This window comes from Mariniflexile sp. HMF6888 (assembly GCF_044335535.1).
In the GTDB taxonomy this organism is placed as follows: Bacteria; Bacteroidota; Bacteroidia; order Flavobacteriales; family Flavobacteriaceae; genus Mariniflexile.
On the sequence record NZ_JBIQVZ010000006.1, the window covers coordinates 168,710 to 188,002 of the forward strand.

Genomic DNA, 19,293 nt, shown 5'->3' on the forward strand with positions numbered 1-19,293 from the left:
TGTTTTTTATTAAAATTTAAAATTAGCTCCAACTAAAATGGTTCTAGGTCTGGGATACACGACGTTATCAATTCCTATTGATAATGTAGCTTCTGAATCATTATCTGTTACCTCTGGATCTAATCCGCTGTAATTTGTTAGAGTGAAGACATTTTGTAGTCCGCCCCATATGCGTATACTTTTTAAGGAATTTGATATCTCATTAAAAGTATAGCCCAAAGTAATATTGTCCATTCTTAAAAAAGAGGCATCCTTAATGTATATATCTGAAGTGATAACATCCGACGTTCTTTGGAAATTGGTCTCTAATATGGATGTTGGAAGATTGCCAAGTACGGCATTATCAAGCAGTTTTTCGTATTGTGTTTTAGACGAGTTTATGTTGTCGTAAACATAGTTTCCTATATTGGCTCTCAAGTTGAAAGCTAAATCAATATTTTTATAGTTAATGTTGGATTGGAATCCGAGTATAACATCAGCTCCAGGGTTTTCTTTTATGTAGCGATCGTTGTCATTGATAATGTTATCACCGTTCAAGTCTGCGTAAGCACCTTCAATTGGATTTCCTGAAGGATCATACAATTGTTTGAATACATAAAAGGAATTGGGAGCTTCGCCCTCTCTGTGTATTTGGATATTATTTCCAGTTCCTCCAGCGATTCCACCAGTTCTAACATCTTGTCCAAGTGCTAAATTTTTAATTTCTCTGTCTAAAAAGGTGGCGTTAAAGTTTAAATTAACATTAAAATCCTCTTTTTTAACCACATCAGCATTTAAAGAAAATTCTAAACCTTGAATTTGCAATTCTCCAATATTTTGAATGATGCTATTTGAAAAGTTAGTGGCATCAGCTACCGGTGCTACGAATAATAAGTCTTTGGAATTTTTCTTAAAGACATTTAATGACCCCGAAATTCTATCATCAAATAAACCATAATCAATTCCGAATTCAATAGTCGTTGTTTCTTCCCACTTCAAGTCTGGATTAATTTCAGAGGGAATTAAAGATTCAATTATAGAATTCCCAAATTGATATTGGGAGTCCGATCTTCCACCTCTATATCTACTTAAGAAAATATCTTTTTCAGACACCTCTTGTTGTCCAGTAATCCCGTAACTGGCTCTTAATTTTAAATTCGAAATGGTGTTGGAGTTTTTTAGAAAGTCTTCATCACTAATATTCCAAGCGATAGCACCAGCGGGAAAGTCTCCCCATTGATTTTCTTTGCTAAAGCGAGAAGAACCATCGCGTCTGTATGTAAAAGTTAATAAATATTTATCTAGAAAAGTCACATTGGCTCTACCAAAGAAACCTATTAAAACAATATCTGGATCAGAGTAAAAGTCATCAACACTTAAAAGATCTGTTATATTTCTACCATTTTTTCCACTGTTAGTGAATTTTTGATATGAATAACCTGCAGTTAATTCAGTTCGAAAATCATCAAACTCTTTATTATATGCTAAGTATCCATCAAGTAACTTATTGGTTCTCTTTTGTGAATTTTGCTTGTATGAACCTTTAAAAAGTTGATCGGCATCTGTAGTTGCTACTAGCGCATCCGATATATCTAATCCTTTAGATTCCGTTTCATCATAACCTATATTCACTACTGCTTTTAATTCTGGAAAGAAATGGAATTTATAATCAAAATTTAAATTACCATACGATCTATTGGCATCTCCAGTATTGGTTCTTTGCAGTAAAGAGGCAACAGGGTTTGTCGTTCCGTTCGCTATAAGTGTTCCATTTCTATGTTGGTAATAGCCTCCAAAAGGAGACGATGGATCGTAAACGGGTTGTGATGGATCATACACTAGTGCTGCATTTATTTGCGAAGCATCGGCAAATCGGTTATCTTCAAAAGCAAGGTTCGCATTTAAGTTTACTTTTAAATGGTTATCAAAAAAAGTAGGGTTTAATGCTAAGCTTAAATTTCGTCTATCAAACTCTGAAGTTTCTAAAGTACCTTCTTGATTGGTTGTTCCAAATGAAAATCTTGCTGGCAAAACTTTAAAAAGAGCTCCTTGCATAGAAACATTGTGTTGCGATGACATGGTATTTCTAAATATTTCGTCCTGCCAATTTGTACTGGCATTTCCCAATAAACCAGTATTTATTGTTGTCCCATTAATGGGTTGGGAATTTATTAGTTGTCTAAACTCATCGCCAGTAAAGACATTTATATGGTCTGACACCTCTGAAAAACTGAATTGTGTATCATAAGTTGCACTAAAAGTAGACTTCCCTTTTTTAGTAACAATAATGATAACACCATTTGATGCCCGTGAACCATAAATAGCAGTTGCTGAGGCATCTTTTAAAACAGTAAACGAATCAATGTCATTTGGATTTATACTGGCCAAAACACCTCTAGACCCGCTTACACCATCATTGGTAATAGGCAAGCCGTCAATAATAATAAGAGGGTTATTAGATGCGTTTATAGATGAGCCACCTCTAATTCTAATTTCAGAGCCCGAACCAGGTGCACCACTAGTGGTAACCGTGACGCCAGATACCCGGCCATTTAGTAAGTTTTCTGCGGTTACAATGTTACCTTTTGTAAAATCTTCAGATGTCACCGATTCTACAGAGCCAGTAGCATCCTTTTTAGTAGTAGAACCATAACCAATCACTACAACTTCAGATAATTGAGCGGTATCTTCTTCTAATACGACATTCAAAACGGTTTGCCCCGAATAAATAATTTCTTGTGATTTATAACCTATAAAAGAAAACAATAGTACATCACCGTTGTTTACTTCAATTTGATATTCACCATCAAAATCTGTAGCTGTTCCTGTGTACGTGCCTTTAATAATCACGTTAACACCTGGGATAGGTAAAGATGTTGATTGTTCTGTTACTGTTCCTTTTAAATTTGTTTGTGCTTCTAAGATGGTGGGCACAAAAAGCAGAGAAAACAGTATAGCATTAATAATTGTCTTCATACATTTTTTAGTTAAAGTCTTAATTTTTAGTTTAGTTATATTTTCACTTCTCAAATCAAAACTATGTAAAGAAATTATGAATAAATAATTATAAGTTACGAAATATTCAGCGAAAACGTTTTCGTGTTGACAACTTTTTAGTTTAAACGACTTTATTCTAATAAAGTAATAATTTTTTATTGTTGAAATAATTAAGATGATATCTTTACATAACCATATAAAATTGTTATTTTAGTAAGAATTCGACACCGACAAATAAGCGATAAAAATGCTAGGAATTCGTAGAATGTTTACTGGCTATTGGTATTTGATAGATAAAAACAATAAGATTAATGAAAAGAAAGATAACATTAAAACAAATTGCGAGAGAACTAGATGTCTCCATTTCTACAGTTTCAAAAGCATTGAGCAATAGCAAAGAGATTAGTGAGGATACTACGAAAAAGATACAGGCCTTTGCTAAACTTTATAGCTATAAACCTAACAACATAGCGCTCAGTTTAAAAAACAGAAAGACAAAAACCATTGGTATTTTAATTCCAGAGATTGTACACCATTTTTTTTCAACAGTCATCCGAGGTATAGAAAGGGTAGCCAATCGTAGAGGCTATAATGTTATTGTGGGATTGTCCAATGAGTCATTTACCAAGGAAGTTATAAATATGGAAATGCTTGCCAATGGGAGTATTGATGGGTTTATTCTATCGATTTCCAAGGAAACGTTATTGAAACAAGATTATCATCATTTTAATGCCGCCATAAGCCAAGGAATCCCCATTGTCATGTTTGATAGGGTCGTTAATGAGGTAAATTGTGACAAAGTTATTGTTGATGATTTAAATGGAGCAGTTAAGGCGGTTAAGAAACTCATTGAAAATGGCTGTAAAAATATTGCCTTAATAACAACAATGGATTACATTAGTGTAGGTAGATTAAGGACTCAAGGCTATTTAGAGGCATTACAATATAGCGGAATAGTTGCAGATTCAAATCTGATTTTGAAAATTGATGACAGTTTGGATGTTGAAAATAATTTAGAAGTTTTAGAAACAGAGATTGTTCAATTTTTTAAGTCAAACCCTAGTATTGATGGGGTGTTTGCGGTAAACGAACTTTATGCGGTCTCCGCTATGAAAGTTGCTAGACAATTAGGATTGAAAATCCCAGACGATATCCAAGTTATAGGTTTTACAGATGGCGTGCTTTCAAAACATGCAACACCTAGTTTAACAACGGTGAGCCAACATGGACAAAAAATGGGTGAACAATCGGCTAATTTATTGATTGACAGATTAGAGGCAGAAGACGCCGAAAGTGAACAATATTTTACAAATAATGATGCTAAAAAAGACTTTATTAAGGTGGTTATAGAGACCGATATTATTGAAAGAGAATCTACTAAATAATTTTTTTTATTAGGAATATATAAAATCTTTTATATCTTTGGCATCAAATCAAAACTTATATTTTCACTTCTCACAATAAGTTTTGATAAGTAAGTCGCTTATCAAATAGTATTAATTTAACATACTATTTAATGGAAAAGCGTAGATTGAGTTTCCTGCAAATTTGGAACATGAGTTTCGGATTTTTGGGAATCCAGATGGGTTTCGCCCTACAAAATGCCAACGCCAGTAGAATACTTCAAATTTTCGGAGCCGATGTTCACGAACTATCATGGTTTTGGATAATTGCGCCCCTTATGGGTTTAATTGTTCAGCCCATCATAGGTCATTATAGTGATAAGACTTGGGGACGCTTTGGCAGAAGAAAGCCCTATTTCTTGGTTGGAGCTATTTTAGCGTCTATCGGTTTGGTGTTAATGCCACAGGCCGATATGTTTATCGCGTTTTTGCCCGCACTTTGGGTTGGGGCAGGAATGCTCATGATTATGGATGCGTCTTTTAATATTGCCATGGAACCTTTTCGGGCTTTAGTTGGTGACAATTTAAGAACAGATCAACGTACTTTAGGATTCAGTGTTCAAACAGCTTTAATTGGGTTTGGTGCGGTGATTGGCTCATGGCTACCTTACGTACTTACTAATTGGCTTGGCATATCCAATGAAACATCAGCAGGTGTTGTTCCCACAAATTTAATCTTATCATTCATAATTGGAGCCGTCATTCTGGTCGTTTCTATTTTAGTGACGGTTTTAACGACTAAAGAATATTCCCCGGAAGAACTAGCAAGTTTTGAAGATGAGCAAGTGCATTCTGAGACCATCGTAAAAGAGGGTCAAGAAGAAAAATCCAGCTTGCTCGATATTTTTGATGACTTCAAGAAAATGCCAACAACCATGCGCCAATTAAGTTGGGTGCAGTTCTTTTCTTGGTTTGGGCTTTTTGGAATGTGGGTTTTTGCAACCCCAGCTATCGCACAGCACATTTACGGATTGCCATATACAGATAGCAGTAGTATCATGTATCAAGACGCGGGCGATTGGATTGGTATTTTGTTTGGTGTTTACAATTTGGTATCTGCGTTCTATGCCTTTGCATTACCCTACATCGCTAAAAAAATAGGAAGAAAACGTACCCATTCCATCTCTTTAATTATAGGTGGCTTGGGCTTGCTGTCTATTTATGTTATGCCAGACAAAGATTGGCTTATTGTTTCCATGATAGGGGTCGGTATTGCTTGGGCAAGTATCCTGGCCATGCCTTATGCCATCTTAGCAGGTTCTATATCACCTAAAAAAATGGGCGTTTATATGGGGATTTTTAATTTTTTCATAGTCCTTCCACAAATAATCAATGCGCTAATTGGTGGGCCTCTTGTGAAATATGCTTACGGGAATCAAGCCATATTTGCTTTGATGTTGAGTGGCGTCAGTTTTTTAATAGCAGCATTATTGGTCTTTAAGGTGAAAGACGTTGATGATGTTGTACAATAAAATAATAAATAACAAATAGACCCTTTCTTAAGGAGGAGGTTAGAGAGATACATGAGTAAAATAGGAGTTATATTCGATTTGGATGGTGTTATTGTTGACACCGCAAAATACCATTATTTGGCTTGGAAAAGCCTTGCGGATCATTTGGGTTTTGAATTTACCGAAGCACATAACGAGTTGTTAAAAGGTGTGAGTCGTGTCAGGTCGTTGGAAATTTTGTTAGATATCGGGAACGTTCAATTATCCGAACAAAGAAAACAAGAGATATTAATTAGTAAAAATGAAGAATATCTTGGGTATATAATGAAAATGAATGCCGATGAAATTCTTCCTGGTGCAGAAAAGCTACTAAACACTTTAGACGATTTAGGTATCAACTACGTACTAGGTTCCGCAAGTAAGAATGCCGAATTAATTTTAAAGCAAGTTGGGCTATACCATCGTTTTTATGGTATTGTTGATGGCAATGCTGTTTCAAAAGCAAAACCAGACCCTGAAGTGTTTTTAATTGGAGCAAAAAAACTAAACATGCCTCCAAAAAGCTGTATTGTTTTTGAAGATGCCATTGCAGGTATAGAAGCTGCCAATATCGTAAATATGACTTCCGTAGGAATTGGAGATAAGGATATCCTTATAGAAGCCGATTTTAATTTTAATAGTTTAACGGAAATACCTGAAGATTTTTTTAGCAGATTTCTTTCGGAAAAAAATTAAAAAATAATGAATCAAGATTATATAAAACCAGATTATTGGTCAATCATAGAAGAAGGGTTTGATGCATCGCGCGTTAAGTCTTCAGAAAGTCTTTTTAGTATTGGCAATGGTGCCATGGGACAGCGTGCCAATTTTGAAGAGCAGTATTCTGGTCATACCTTTCAAGGGAGTTACATAGCAGGTGTTTATTACCCAGACAAAACCAGAGTGGGATGGTGGAAAAATGGCTATCCGGAATATTTTGCCAAGGTACTTAATGCCCCAAGTTGGATTGGGATCGATGTTATTGTAAATGGTGAACAACTCGATTTATATACGTGTAAAAAAGTAGAAGACTTTAAGAGGGAACTGAACATGAAAGAAGGTTGGTTGTCAAGAAGTTTTAACGCAACACTTCAAAATAATACGGTCGTTCAAGTGGAGGCAAAACGCTTTTTAAGTTTGGAATTTGACGAACTTGGAGCCATTCAATACCGTGTAAAGCCTATAAACAAAGATGCAGAAATTATATTTCAGCCTTATTTAAGCAGTGGCATTACCAATAAAGACACGAATTGGGATGATAAGTTTTGGGATACATTACACGTAAACCATGAAAACCAACAAGCCTTTATCCAGGCTAAAACCATGAAAACAGATTTCCATACATGTACATTTATGGAATCCCAATTATTTTTAAACGAAAAAGAAGTTGCTTTACAGCCAAGTGTTAAAACCACCGAAACATCCATTTCTTTTAGTTACAAACAGCAAGTAAAAGCAAATGAAACAGTTGCCATCCATAAGTTTGGTGGCTATACGGTAGATAGAAACCACGAAAAAGAAGCATTAAATTCAGCAGCAAAAAACGTATTAAAAACTGCTGTGGGTTTAGGGTTTAATGCCCTGTTAGAAACCCAAAAACAAGCTTGGGAAAACATTTGGGACATGGCCGATATTACCATTCAAGGCGATATCAAGGCACAACAAGGGATCCGTTTTAATATTTTCCAATTAAATCAAACCTATTTAGGTAAAGATTCGCGATTGAATATCGGACCTAAAGGCTTTACGGGTGAAAAATATGGGGGCAGTACCTATTGGGATACCGAAGCCTATTGCATCCCGTTTTACATGGCAACAAAAAACCAGCAGGTGGCAAAAACCTTATTGGAATACCGCTACAATCATTTAGAAAAAGCCATTGAAAATGCAGAAAAGTTAGGTTTTAAAAACGGAGCAGCGTTATATCCCATGGTAACTATGAACGGTGAGGAATGCCATAACGAATGGGAAATTACTTTTGAAGAAATACATAGAAATGGTGCCATTGCTTTTGCTATTTATAACTACCACCGCTACACGGGAGATTACAGTTATATACCAGAAAAAGGTTTAGAGGTTTTAATAGGGATTGCCCGTTTTTGGCAGCAGCGTGCTACATTTTCAACGGACAAAAACAAATATGTTATTTTAGGCGTTACGGGACCTAATGAATACGAAAACAACGTTAATAATAATTTTTATACCAATTATTTGGCACAGTGGTGTATTAATTATACTTTAGAGAATATTAGTAAGATTGAAGCAGAATATCCTTCAGATTATACCCGAATAATGAATAAGGTACGCTTATCTGAAAGTGAATTAATAGATTGGAAAACTGTTGCAGAGACTATGTATTTTCCCTATTCTGAAAAGCATCAAGTCTATTTACAGCAAGATGGTTTTTTAGATAAAGAATTAATTACGGTGACCGATTTAGATAAATCGAATCGTCCCATCAACCAGAAATGGAGTTGGGATAGAATCTTGCGCTCGCCTTATATAAAACAAGCAGATACCTTACAAGGATTCTATTTTTTTGAAGAACATTTTTCTATAGAAGAATTGGAACGTCATTTCGATTTTTACGAACCATTTACCGTTCATGAAAGTTCGTTATCACCTTGTGTACATAGCATACAAGCGGCCAAGTTAGATAGAATGGAACAGGCTTATACTTTTTATTTAAGAACATCGCGTTTAGATTTAGACGATTATAATCATGAAGTTCACGAAGGTCTACACACAACGTCTATGGCAGGAACCTGGATGAGTATTGTAGAAGGTTTTGGAGGTATGCGTGTTAAAAATAACATGTTGTCATTTACACCAAAAATACCAAAACAATGGGAAGGGTATTCGTTCAAAGTAAATTTTAGAAACCATATTTTGAAGGTAAGTGTGAATCAAAATCAAACAAATTTTGAATTAATAAACGGTGAAGTACTAGAAATTTTAGTGAACAATAAGCCTCTAGTGCTTCAAAAGAAACAATTACTTCATTAAATTAGTATATCGTTTAGTATGTATAATTTTTAAAATTAATAGATGAAACACTCATTTCGTGGTGTTTCATCTGACCAAATAAAAACAATAAAAAATAAACAGATGACACGAGCCTTTAGGCGAACTGGCGTAGCAAATATCCATGACCAAAACTTTACTCACTCAAGAAATGACTATTTGGGGTTATGGAATAGAGAATAGAAAATAGAAAATAGAACCAAGAATCAAGAGCCAAGAATCAAGAGCCTTTGCAACTTTGAAGCTTTGCCTCTTTGAAACTTTGAAACTTTGCCTCTTTGAAACTTTGAAACTTTGAAAACAAATATAAACAGATGAAATCATTTATGATAACCCTTGCCGTTTTGATTTCGGCATACAGTCAGCTCAATGCCCAAGAATTAAAATCACCTAACGGCGCACTAACCATGCAGTTTTTGCTTGATAGTAATGGCACGCCAACCTATAAACTATCTTATAAGAATAACGCTGTTGTAAAACAAAGCCGTTTAGGTTTGGAATTAAAAAATGATAAAAAATCTTTGGTGAACGATTTTACAATTTCAAATACTGAAACAGCAACCTTTGATGAAACTTGGCAACCTGTTTGGGGCGAGGTGAAAGCCATTCGGAACCATTATAACGAATTAGCGGTTACTTTGACCCAGAATGAAACAGATAGAACCATGGTAATCCGTTTTCGCATGTTTAACGAAGGTTTAGGATTTCGCTACGAGTTTCCTGCTCAAAAAAACTTAGTGTATTTTGTAATCAAAGAAGAGAAAACACAGTTCGCTATGGCAGGAGACCATACCGCATTTTGGATTCCGGGAGATTATGATACGCAAGAATACGATTATACAGAATCCAAACTCTCTGAAATTCGTGGAAAATATGATGAAGCAGTAACAAGTAATGCATCTCAAGAACAGTTTTCCAAAACAGGTGTGCAAACTGCCTTAATGATGAAAACCGATGAGGGATTATATATAAACATTCATGAAGCGGCATTAATCAATTATTCTTGTATGCATCTAAATCTGGATGATGAAAACATGGTTTTTCAATCTTGGCTAACACCAGATGCCGTTGGCGATAAAGGCTATATGCAAGCGCCTTCAAACTCACCTTGGAGAACGATTATGGTAAGTGATGATGCACGGGATATTTTATCATCTAAAATGACATTAAACTTAAACGATCCTTGTGCCATAGAAGATACTTCTTGGATTAAACCAGTAAAATATATCGGTGTTTGGTGGGAAATGATCACAGGGAAGAGCTCTTGGGCTTATACAGATGAATTGCCTGCAGTACAGCTTGGAGTTACCGATTATACTAAAGTAAAGCCCAACAGTACACACGCTGCAAACAATACCAAAGTGAAACATTATATTGATTTTGCTGCACAACATGGTTTTGATGCTGTTTTGGTTGAAGGTTGGAATGAGGGTTGGGAAGATTGGTTTGGGAAATCTAAAGACTATGTGTTCGATTTTGTCACGCCATATCCAGATTTTGATGTGGAAGCGATTCATGCCTATGCAAAATCTAAAGGCGTTAAAATGGTCATGCACCACGAAACGTCCGGATCGGTTCGAAATTATGAACGTCACATGGATCAAGCCTATCAGTTTATGAAAGACAACGGTTATGATGCCGTAAAGAGTGGCTATGTTGGTAATATCTTGCCAAGAGGCGAACACCATTATAGCCAATGGATTATAAACCATTATCAATATGCTATTGAAAAAGCGGCCGATTATAAAATTATGGTCAATGCACACGAAGCTATTCGCCCTACGGGAATATGTAGAACCTATCCCAATTTAATAGGAAATGAATCTGCTAGAGGTACCGAATTTCAAGCCTTCGGAGGTTCTAAACCTAATCATGTTACCATATTGCCATTTACGCGCTTAATAGGTGGTCCTATGGATTATACCCCAGGAATTTTCGAAATGGATATTAGTAAATTAAACCCTAACAATGATTCTCATGTAAACAGTACGCTTGCAAATCAGTTGGCATTATATGTGACCATGTACAGCCCCTTGCAAATGGCGGCCGATTTACCCGAGCATTACGAACAATTTATGGATGCCTTTCAGTTTATAAAAGATGTGGCAATCGATTGGGATGAAAGTGTGTATTTAGAAGCAGAACCGGGTAATTATATTACTGTTGCACGTAAAGAAAAAGGTGCTAACAATTGGTTTGTTGGTAATGTTAATGGTAATGAAGCCAGAACATCGAACATAACCTTCGATTTTTTAGATAAGGATAAAAAGTATATGGCGACCATTTATGCCGATGCCAAAGATGCGCACTATAAAACCAATCCGCAGGCCTATACCATTAAAACAAAAAAGGTCACTAGTAAATCGAAACTATCGCAAGTGTCTGTTGCAGGTGGGGGTTATGCCATTAGTATTATAGAAGTTAAATAGGTTGTATTTTTTTAATTATTCCTGTTAGTAAATAAATAAAAGAGGCATGCGTCATAGAAGTTTCATTTAAAATGAATAAAAAATGATAAAGGTAAGTAGTATATTTATTGTGTGGTTAACGGTTTTAAATATGCCGTTAAGTCATATAAACAATGAGGATTCAATTGTAGCTCATAAAAATAGTTTGGCAGTGGAACACAATGATATTGAACGTATAGAACCCTCAAATTGGTGGGTAGGCTTTAAAGATTCCGAATTACAGTTATTGGTAAAGCATCCAAACATAGCTACAGCCATACCAGAAATAAATTATGCTGGCGTGTCAATTAAAAAAGTACATCAAGCAGATAGCGAAAACTACTTGTTTATAGATTTAAATATAGATAAAACTGCCAAGGCAGGAAAATTCGATATTGTATTTAAGTTTGAAAATGGCAATAAAAAAATACAAACCTACGAACTGAAACCAAGAAAAAAGCCTGCTGAAGACTACATAGGGTTTGATAGTTCAGACGTTGTTTATCTTATCACGCCCGATAGATTTTCTAATGGAAACCCATCAAACGATATTAATGAAGATTTACTGGAAAAAACGATTGATAGAACCAATGATTATGCACGGCACGGTGGTGATATCCAAGGGATTATCAATCATTTGGATTATATAGAGAGTATGGGCTTTACTGCCATTTGGCCCTGCCCGTTATTGACTAATAATATGCCAAGTAGCTCGTATCATGGCTATGCCATGACCGATTTTTATGAAATTGATCCTCGGTTTGGAACTTTAAAAGAATATCTTGAATTAGCACATAAAGCGAAAGAAAAGGGTATGAAACTTATTATGGATCAAGTGGCAAATCATTGTGGGTTGGAACACTGGTGGATGAAGGATTTACCATTTAAAGATTGGGTGAATTATCAAGAAAATTACGAGGATAATAAAGATTCATGGGATAATAAAGCGACCATTACATCCAATCACAGACGTACCAGTAACCAAGATATTTATTCGGCTAAAAAAGATAGAGAAGAAATGAGCGATGGTTGGTTTGTATCTGGAATGCCAGATTTAAATCAACGCAATCCGTTTATGGCAAAGTATATTGTCCAAAATAGTATTTGGTGGATTGAAACTGCTGGTTTAGGGGGTATTCGCCAAGATACCTATCCATATTCCGATAAAGAATTTATGGGACAGTGGGCAGGTGCCATTATGGAGCAATATCCTAATTTTAGTATTGTTGGCGAAGAATGGAGCTATAATCCATTAATCATTGGATATTGGCAAAAAGGCGCTAACAATAGAGATGGGTACAAATCCAATTTAAGATCGCCCATGGATTTTGCGATGCAGCGTCAAATAGTGTATGGGTTGAATGAATGGGAAGGCTGGGACACCGGTTTGGTTAAAATGTATGAAGGGTTGGCGAACGATTTCCACTACGCAACGCCAAAGGATATTATGGTTTTCCCCGACAACCACGATATGAGTCGCATTTTTACCCAATTGAAGGAAGATGTAGCCCATACCAAAATGGCACTGGGTTACCTCTTAACATTACCTAGAATTCCACAAATCTATTATGGTACCGAAATTTTAATGAATGATTCGGCAAACCCAGGAGACCACGGCTTAATACGTACCGATTTCCCTGGAGGTTGGCAAGGAGATGCCGTAAATGCATTTACTGGTGAAGGTTTAAACGATGCCCAAAAGGATATGCAGTCGTTTGTGAAAAAAGTGTTGAACTATCGTAAAACCAGCAAAGCCATTCACGATGGGAAAACCATTCATTTTGCACCGCTTACGGGTACTTATTTATTGTTTAGAATTATTGATGGAGAAACAGTTGCAGTAATAATAAATAAGAATGATAGTCCGATAACAATCGATTTGAAACGTTATGATGAAATAGGTTTAAAAGGCAAAACCTTAAAAAATATTGTGACTAATGAAACTTTTGTTTGGAAAGATGAGATGGTATTAAACTCAAAAGGAATCACCATTTTATCAACTAAAATTTAATAATGAATCAATCTTTAGCTTACATCCCACGCTTTGTTTTTATTGTATTTTTAGGATTGCTTGGCTGTAATGGTGAAAAGAAAGCCGATATATCCCAAGAACCATCAATTTCAGATAGTCAAAAAAAGCAAGTGGTTTATCAGGTATTTACACGCTTATTTGGTAACACAAACACAAACAATAAACCTTGGGGCAGCATAGAAGAAAATGGTGTGGGCAAGTTTAACGACTTTACAGATAAAGCATTAAAGGAGATTAAGGATTTAGGGGTAACGCATATTTGGTACACAGGTGTGCCACACCATAATGTCATTACAGATTATAGTAAATATGGCATTTCCAACGACGACCCCGATGTCGTAAAAGGCCGTGCAGGGTCGCCTTACGCCGTAAAAGATTATTACAATGTAAATCCAGATTTAGCTGTACATGTTGAAAACAGATTGCAAGAGTTTAGGGATTTAATTGAAAGAACCCATACGGCAGGATTAAAGGTGATTATTGATATAGTGCCAAATCATGTAGCCCGAAATTACCAAGGTTTAACCAACCCAAAAGGAGTAGAGGATTTTGGTGCTTCAGACGATAAATCGAAGGTTTATCATGTAAATAACAACTTTTATTACAATCCGAATGACGCTTTTAAAGTGCCGGAATGGGAACAAGGCTATACACCTTTAGGAGCCGAAAAACATCCGTTAGAAGATCATGTATTTTATGAAAATCCTGCAAAATGGACAGGTAATGGTTCACGATTAGCTCAACCCAATCCAAACGATTGGTACGAAACCGTTAAAATTAATTATGGTGTTTCGCCAGATGGCAAAAAAGACTTTGACGAATTACCTGCAGGTTTTGAAAATAAGGATTATAAAAAGCATGTTGAATTTTGGAAAGATAAAACGGTTCCAAATTCTTGGAAAAAATTCAGGAATATTGCACTCTATTGGATAAATTTTGGTGTTGATGGTTTCCGTTACGACATGGCAGAAATGGTGCCCGTTGAGTTTTGGAGCTATATGAATTCCAGTATTAAAATGAAAAACCCAAACGCTTTTTTAATGGCAGAAGTGTACAACCCAAGTTTGTACAGAGATTACATTAAAAAAGGAAAAATGGATTATTTGTATGATAAAGTGCAGTTATATGACACCATAAAACATATTATGCAAGGTTATGGTAAAACCGATCATATTCCGGCTATTCAAAATGACTTAAAAGATATTGAGCATCACATGTTGCATTTTTTAGAGAATCATGACGAGCAACGTATTGCAAGTCCCGAATTTGCGGGAAGTGCAGAAAAAGGAAAACCGGCTATGGTAGTTTCTGCTACAATAGGCACTTCGCCAACTATGGTCTATTTTGGACAGGAATTGGGCGAGCCAGGTGCCGAGAATGCCGGTTTTGGACACCCTTCAAGAACGTCTATTTTTGATTATATTGGAGTGCCCCATTTACAGCGTTGGGTTAATAACAAACAATTTTACGGCGGACAATCTACCGAAGCCGAAAAGTCATTGCGGGATTTTTACAAACGCCTGTTAAATTTCACGATTAATAGTTCGGCATTAATGGGAAATTATCAAGACATCCATCTATTCAATAGAAAAAACACTGAAAATTATAGTGATAACGTATTGTCTTTTATACGTTGGAGTCCTGATGAAAAATTAATCATTGTTTCAAATTTTGATGCCGATAATGGTCAGGAATTCCAATTAAAAATACCTCAGGATATTATTAAAGCATGGAATTTAGTAGATGGAAATTATAAAGTAAAGGACGAATTATATAAAGCGTTTTCGTCTGCTATTGTAGTTGAAAATGGTGTTGGAAGTATCAAAATAAAATTGAAAAGCTTAGAATCTTTTATTTTAAAGGTAGAACTCATTTAAAGTTTTTCAATTTGCTAAAAAATTGCTGATTTCAGCTCTGTTTTTGCCTTTTCTTCCTTCCGTAGCTTTTCCAACGCGACAAGCTGGCTCCTTCTCTAAAAAGGTTTACTAAACCTTTTCTTTACGCTCGGCCCTAACTCAAAAAAGCCTTCAACAGAACTAAAACCCTCTAATTTTCGCTTAATTTCAAAAACTTTAAATGAGTTCGTATATTAAATAGTATAACACACAGTTGTTCATGCAGTTGTTCATGTAATTTTTTTTCAGGATGGACACCAGTTTTTAAAAGAGGACTTCATTTTTTTGAAGCCCTCTTTTTTTATTGAAATAGGCTATGTTATAACTGTTGGATAGCCTATTAAATTTCGATATGACAAAAATCATATTTTAATACTTGGTTTCGAATGAACTTTGTAGCATAATTAAAAACAATAAAACTTATGAATCCAAATAAAAGAAATTACAAAAGAGTTTTAAACTTGATGGCTCTTTTTATTTTAACATGTAATTTAATTCAAGCGCAACAATTCAATTTAATAAACAAAGAATCTTCATTAACCGTTTTAGGAACTTCAAGTTTACACGATTGGCACATTACTGCCGAACAACAAAGCGGAAAAATAATTTTTAAAAACCTTGAAACAGGTGACATTGATAAATGCACAGTTGATATAGCTGTAGAAAGCTTAAAAAGTGGTAAATCTTCTATGGATAAAAATACTTATAAAGCTTTAAAATCAAATTCTTATAAAACAATTTCTTTTCAATTGATCGAGGTTAAAGAAACTTCAAGCAAAGGAAACGGCAAGTTTACAGTAAAAGCAGATGGCGACTTAACCATTTCGGGTGTTAAGAAACGCATTCCCTTAGAGTTTACTTTAAGCATTGTGGGAAATAAAATAACACTCACTGGTGAAAAGAAAATTAAGATGACCGACTTTAAGGTCGATCCACCAAAGGCATTATTAGGTACCATAACAACAGGCGACGATATAACAATTAAATTTTCAACCATATTTAAATAAACCAAACAATTTAATAACCAAACAATAAAAATTAAAAACAGAAATTATGAGAACAATATTAAAAAAATCAATACTACTGGGAATCATATTAATAGGATTCAGTCTTTATGCTCAAAACAGACATTTAGATAATTTTAAACCACAAGATCAAGACGGAATAGGCGTTTTTGAAGTACAAAAAGATACAGTGTCAACCTTTGATGGCGTGAAAGTTAGGGTAGGAGGTGCTTCGACACTTCAATTCCAAGCTTTGGACAATGAAAACTCTGGAGCTGCACCATTAGGAAAAGTAGGAAGTAACTTTAATTTAGCTACAGCCAATTTAGATTTAGACGTGGCACTTTATGATGGTGTAAGAATGCATTTAAGAACCTATCTATCTTCTAGACATCACCATGAAACTTATGTTAAAGGAGGCTATTTTCAAATTGATAAATTAGATTTTATTAGTGAAGGATTTTTAGAAGATTTCATGAGCCATGCAACCATTAAAATTGGTCATATGGAAAATAATTACGGTGACGCACATTTTAGAAGAAGTGATAATGCCCAAACGCTTTTCAATCCGTTTGTAGGAAACCTGATTATGGATTCATTTACAACTGAAGTTGGTGCTGAATTACTTTACCAATGTGATAGTGGTTTTTTAGGAATGGTAGGTTTCTCTAATGGTAAATTAAACCAAAACGTTAAAGAGTCTAATGGTACGACTGGAGGCGCAGCTTTCCTTGCAAAAGTTGGTTACGATAAACAAATTACCGATGATTTTAGATTCAGATTAACAGGATCTTTATACAACACTGGGTACGCTCAATCTGTATATTTATATACTGCAGATAGAGCTGGTTCTAGATATTATGATATTATGCAATCTGCAACAGCTACTAAAGATGACTTTAGATCAGGACGTTTCGATCCAGGTTTTAAAAACAAAATTACTGCTGTAATGATTAATCCATTCATAAAATATGGAGGTTTGGAAGTTTTTGGAACTGTTGAGTTGACTTCTGGAAGAACCTTAGCTGAAACCGACAGAAGAAAAGCGACACAATATGCAGGTGAACTTATCTATAGATTTGGTAACAGTGAAAACTTCTACTTAGGTGGTCGATACAATACAGTAAGTGCTGAACTGACAAGTGGTGATGATATAAATATTGATAGATTCCAATTAGGTGCTGGCTGGTTTATGACCAAAAATGTCTTAATGAAAGCTGAGTATGTTGTTCAAAAATATAAAGATTATCCAACAGGAGACCTTTTAGAGGATGGTAAGTTTAATGGTTTTATGTTAGAAGCAGCTATAAGTTTCTAAGTGTTTCATAATTAAGTGTAACAAGTCTCAATAGTACAAAGTCAAAATTATTTACAATAATATTTTAAATTGGCATTTACTTTGAGACTTGTTTTTATGTATAACTCATTTAAATTCTTTAGTCAAATTGTGAAAAGTTAAACGAGTTCATAATAAAATTCCAGAAATTAAGTTTTAATGTTATGATTATCAAGAGGGTTATATTTTTAATCTCTATAGTGACCGCATTAGCTTTTACAGTTAGAGATTCAATAATTAAAAGTACATCGGTTGTTATAACTACAGAGAGTTCTTTGGTGGTTAGAGGAACAACCAATGTAAATACCTTTTCTTGTGTATTTAATATTAATAAATTTAAAAATCCCATTCATGTAGACTATTTTGTTGAAGATGGCAAAATGATTTTTAAAAAAACAGCTTTAGTTTTAGATAATAATTGTTTTGATTGTGGTGGAAAAGGAATAAACAGTGATTTTCAAAAAATTTTAAAAACAGATAAGTATCCTCAAATAACATTGTTTTTAAAGGAGATTACGCCATTAGAAAACACATTGGATGTTCAAGCATTCATAAATATAGAAATTGCGGGGATTGTTAAAAGCTATAGAATTCCTGTAAAAGTTAAAAAAAATAATGACATGCTTATTACGGGAGATTTGGCAATAAGTTTAGACGATTATGGCTTAGAAGCACCAAAAAAAATGTTTGGGCTTATTTCTGTAGATGATACAATTCAAATTTTTTTCCAATTAGCAGTTCGGGAAAAATAGTTTAGGTTGGGCTAGTTCGGATTCAAATTTTTTAAAGGAATGATGTTAAATATAATATCATTCTTTTTTATTTTTCCTTTTTTTGAAGCTTAGAAGTATCGCTAAGTTTATTCACTATAATTTTAGGGTTGCCATACAGATATACGCTACTACTACCTGAAGCATCAATAGTTATTGTATCGGTTACTTCCAAATAGGCATCGCTGGATATTTCATTTAAAGTGTTACAGATATGGGCAGTAAAATTTTCACCATGAAATTGCGAGTAATTATCGGTTCTTAGCTTAAATTCATTGGTTTCTCCTTCAATTATTGCGTGAGCACGTTGGTATAAATCTATGTTTGTAATTGGTGAATAAATTAACGCCTCTAATTTGCCATTATCAGATAATGACAGTTTGGCGTTTTCGCAGGTTAAATTAAGTTTTACCTTAGACTTGCCATGACCTTGAAACTCAAAATCAGTTGTTTTTAAAGTTAATCCTGCTCTTGATGCCCCTTCCGCTATAAGTATAGCGTTAGCCAAATTCATGGTTGTTAATGATAGTATTTTGCCAGAATCGGTGACTTTAATAGTGTTTAAGCTATCATCATGATTCACGGTAATATTCAAGCGTTTTTTTGTGACTATTCTTGTCGTTTTATCAAAGGATAAAACACCATTAACAACATCGAACTTTATAAACTCATGCAGGTTTTCATCAGTTTCAATAGTCACCGAAGGTACATTGTTATAAACGATTTCAATATCAAAATCTTCATCAACTATAATGGTGTGAAACGGATTGATTTCGGTTTGTATAATGGTAACAATTTTATTTCCTCTTACTTTTTCAGGATTTTGTGCCACGGTAGCGAAACAAAACAGTAAAGCAACGGTGGTAATATATGGGTTAATCATTGATTTAAAGAAAGTTGTTGTATAACAAATATA

At 34.7% G+C, this 19,293-nt stretch carries 12 protein-coding genes; 10 read left to right on the top strand and 2 right to left on the bottom strand.

Annotated elements, in window-relative coordinates; all coding sequences use genetic code 11:
* Positions 1–9 precede the first annotated feature (9 nt).
* A complete protein-coding gene (locus ACGLWY_RS14195; protein WP_396620331.1) occupies positions 10–2,955 on the bottom strand; it encodes a SusC/RagA family TonB-linked outer membrane protein in 2,946 nt (981 codons plus the stop codon).
* 314 nt (positions 2,956–3,269) lie between these two features.
* On the opposite strand from ACGLWY_RS14195, the gene ACGLWY_RS14200 reads away from it, so the two are divergent.
* From ACGLWY_RS14200 to ACGLWY_RS14245, 10 genes are all read left to right on the top strand, one after another.
* Positions 3,270–4,361, top strand: coding sequence for a LacI family DNA-binding transcriptional regulator (locus ACGLWY_RS14200; RefSeq protein WP_396620360.1), 1,092 nt, complete (start codon positions 3,270–3,272; stop codon positions 4,359–4,361).
* A gap of 131 nt (positions 4,362–4,492) precedes the next feature.
* Entirely contained in the window at positions 4,493–5,851 is a 1,359-nt protein-coding gene (locus ACGLWY_RS14205; RefSeq protein ID WP_396620332.1) for an MFS transporter, read from the top strand.
* A gap of 51 nt (positions 5,852–5,902) precedes the next feature.
* Positions 5,903–6,565, top strand: coding sequence for a beta-phosphoglucomutase (pgmB, locus tag ACGLWY_RS14210; RefSeq protein ID WP_396620333.1), 663 nt, complete (start codon positions 5,903–5,905; stop codon positions 6,563–6,565).
* A 6-nt stretch (positions 6,566–6,571) separates the two neighbouring features.
* Complete coding sequence (locus ACGLWY_RS14215) at positions 6,572–8,875, top strand: glycoside hydrolase family 65 protein (RefSeq protein ID WP_396620334.1); 2,304 nt, start codon at positions 6,572–6,574, stop codon at positions 8,873–8,875.
* A gap of 332 nt (positions 8,876–9,207) precedes the next feature.
* On the top strand, positions 9,208–11,322 hold the full coding sequence (locus ACGLWY_RS14220) for a glycoside hydrolase family 97 protein (RefSeq protein ID WP_396620335.1): 2,115 nt from the start codon (positions 9,208–9,210) through the stop codon (positions 11,320–11,322).
* An 82-nt stretch (positions 11,323–11,404) separates the two neighbouring features.
* The gene (locus ACGLWY_RS14225) at positions 11,405–13,351 is read left to right on the top strand and encodes a glycoside hydrolase family 13 protein (protein ID WP_396620336.1); all 1,947 of its coding nucleotides are present in this window, start codon (positions 11,405–11,407) and stop codon (positions 13,349–13,351) included.
* A 2-nt stretch (positions 13,352–13,353) separates the two neighbouring features.
* Positions 13,354–15,249, top strand: coding sequence for an alpha-amylase family glycosyl hydrolase (locus ACGLWY_RS14230; protein ID WP_396620337.1), 1,896 nt, complete (start codon positions 13,354–13,356; stop codon positions 15,247–15,249).
* Between the two features lie 440 nt (positions 15,250–15,689).
* Positions 15,690–16,274, top strand: a complete 585-nt coding sequence (locus ACGLWY_RS14235; protein ID WP_396620338.1) for a YceI family protein — start codon at positions 15,690–15,692, stop codon at positions 16,272–16,274.
* A 46-nt stretch (positions 16,275–16,320) separates the two neighbouring features.
* Positions 16,321–17,589, top strand: a complete 1,269-nt coding sequence (locus ACGLWY_RS14240) for a hypothetical protein (RefSeq protein ID WP_396620339.1) — start codon at positions 16,321–16,323, stop codon at positions 17,587–17,589.
* 182 nt (positions 17,590–17,771) lie between these two features.
* Positions 17,772–18,359 (top strand): YceI family protein, encoded by a 588-nt coding sequence (locus ACGLWY_RS14245; RefSeq protein ID WP_396620340.1) that lies wholly within the window; start codon positions 17,772–17,774, stop codon positions 18,357–18,359.
* A gap of 67 nt (positions 18,360–18,426) precedes the next feature.
* Here ACGLWY_RS14245 and ACGLWY_RS14250 read toward each other — a convergent pair whose 3' ends face one another.
* Positions 18,427–19,260, bottom strand: coding sequence for a GIN domain-containing protein (locus ACGLWY_RS14250; RefSeq protein WP_396620341.1), 834 nt, complete (start codon positions 19,258–19,260; stop codon positions 18,427–18,429).
* Between the last annotated feature and the right edge of the window lie 33 nt (positions 19,261–19,293).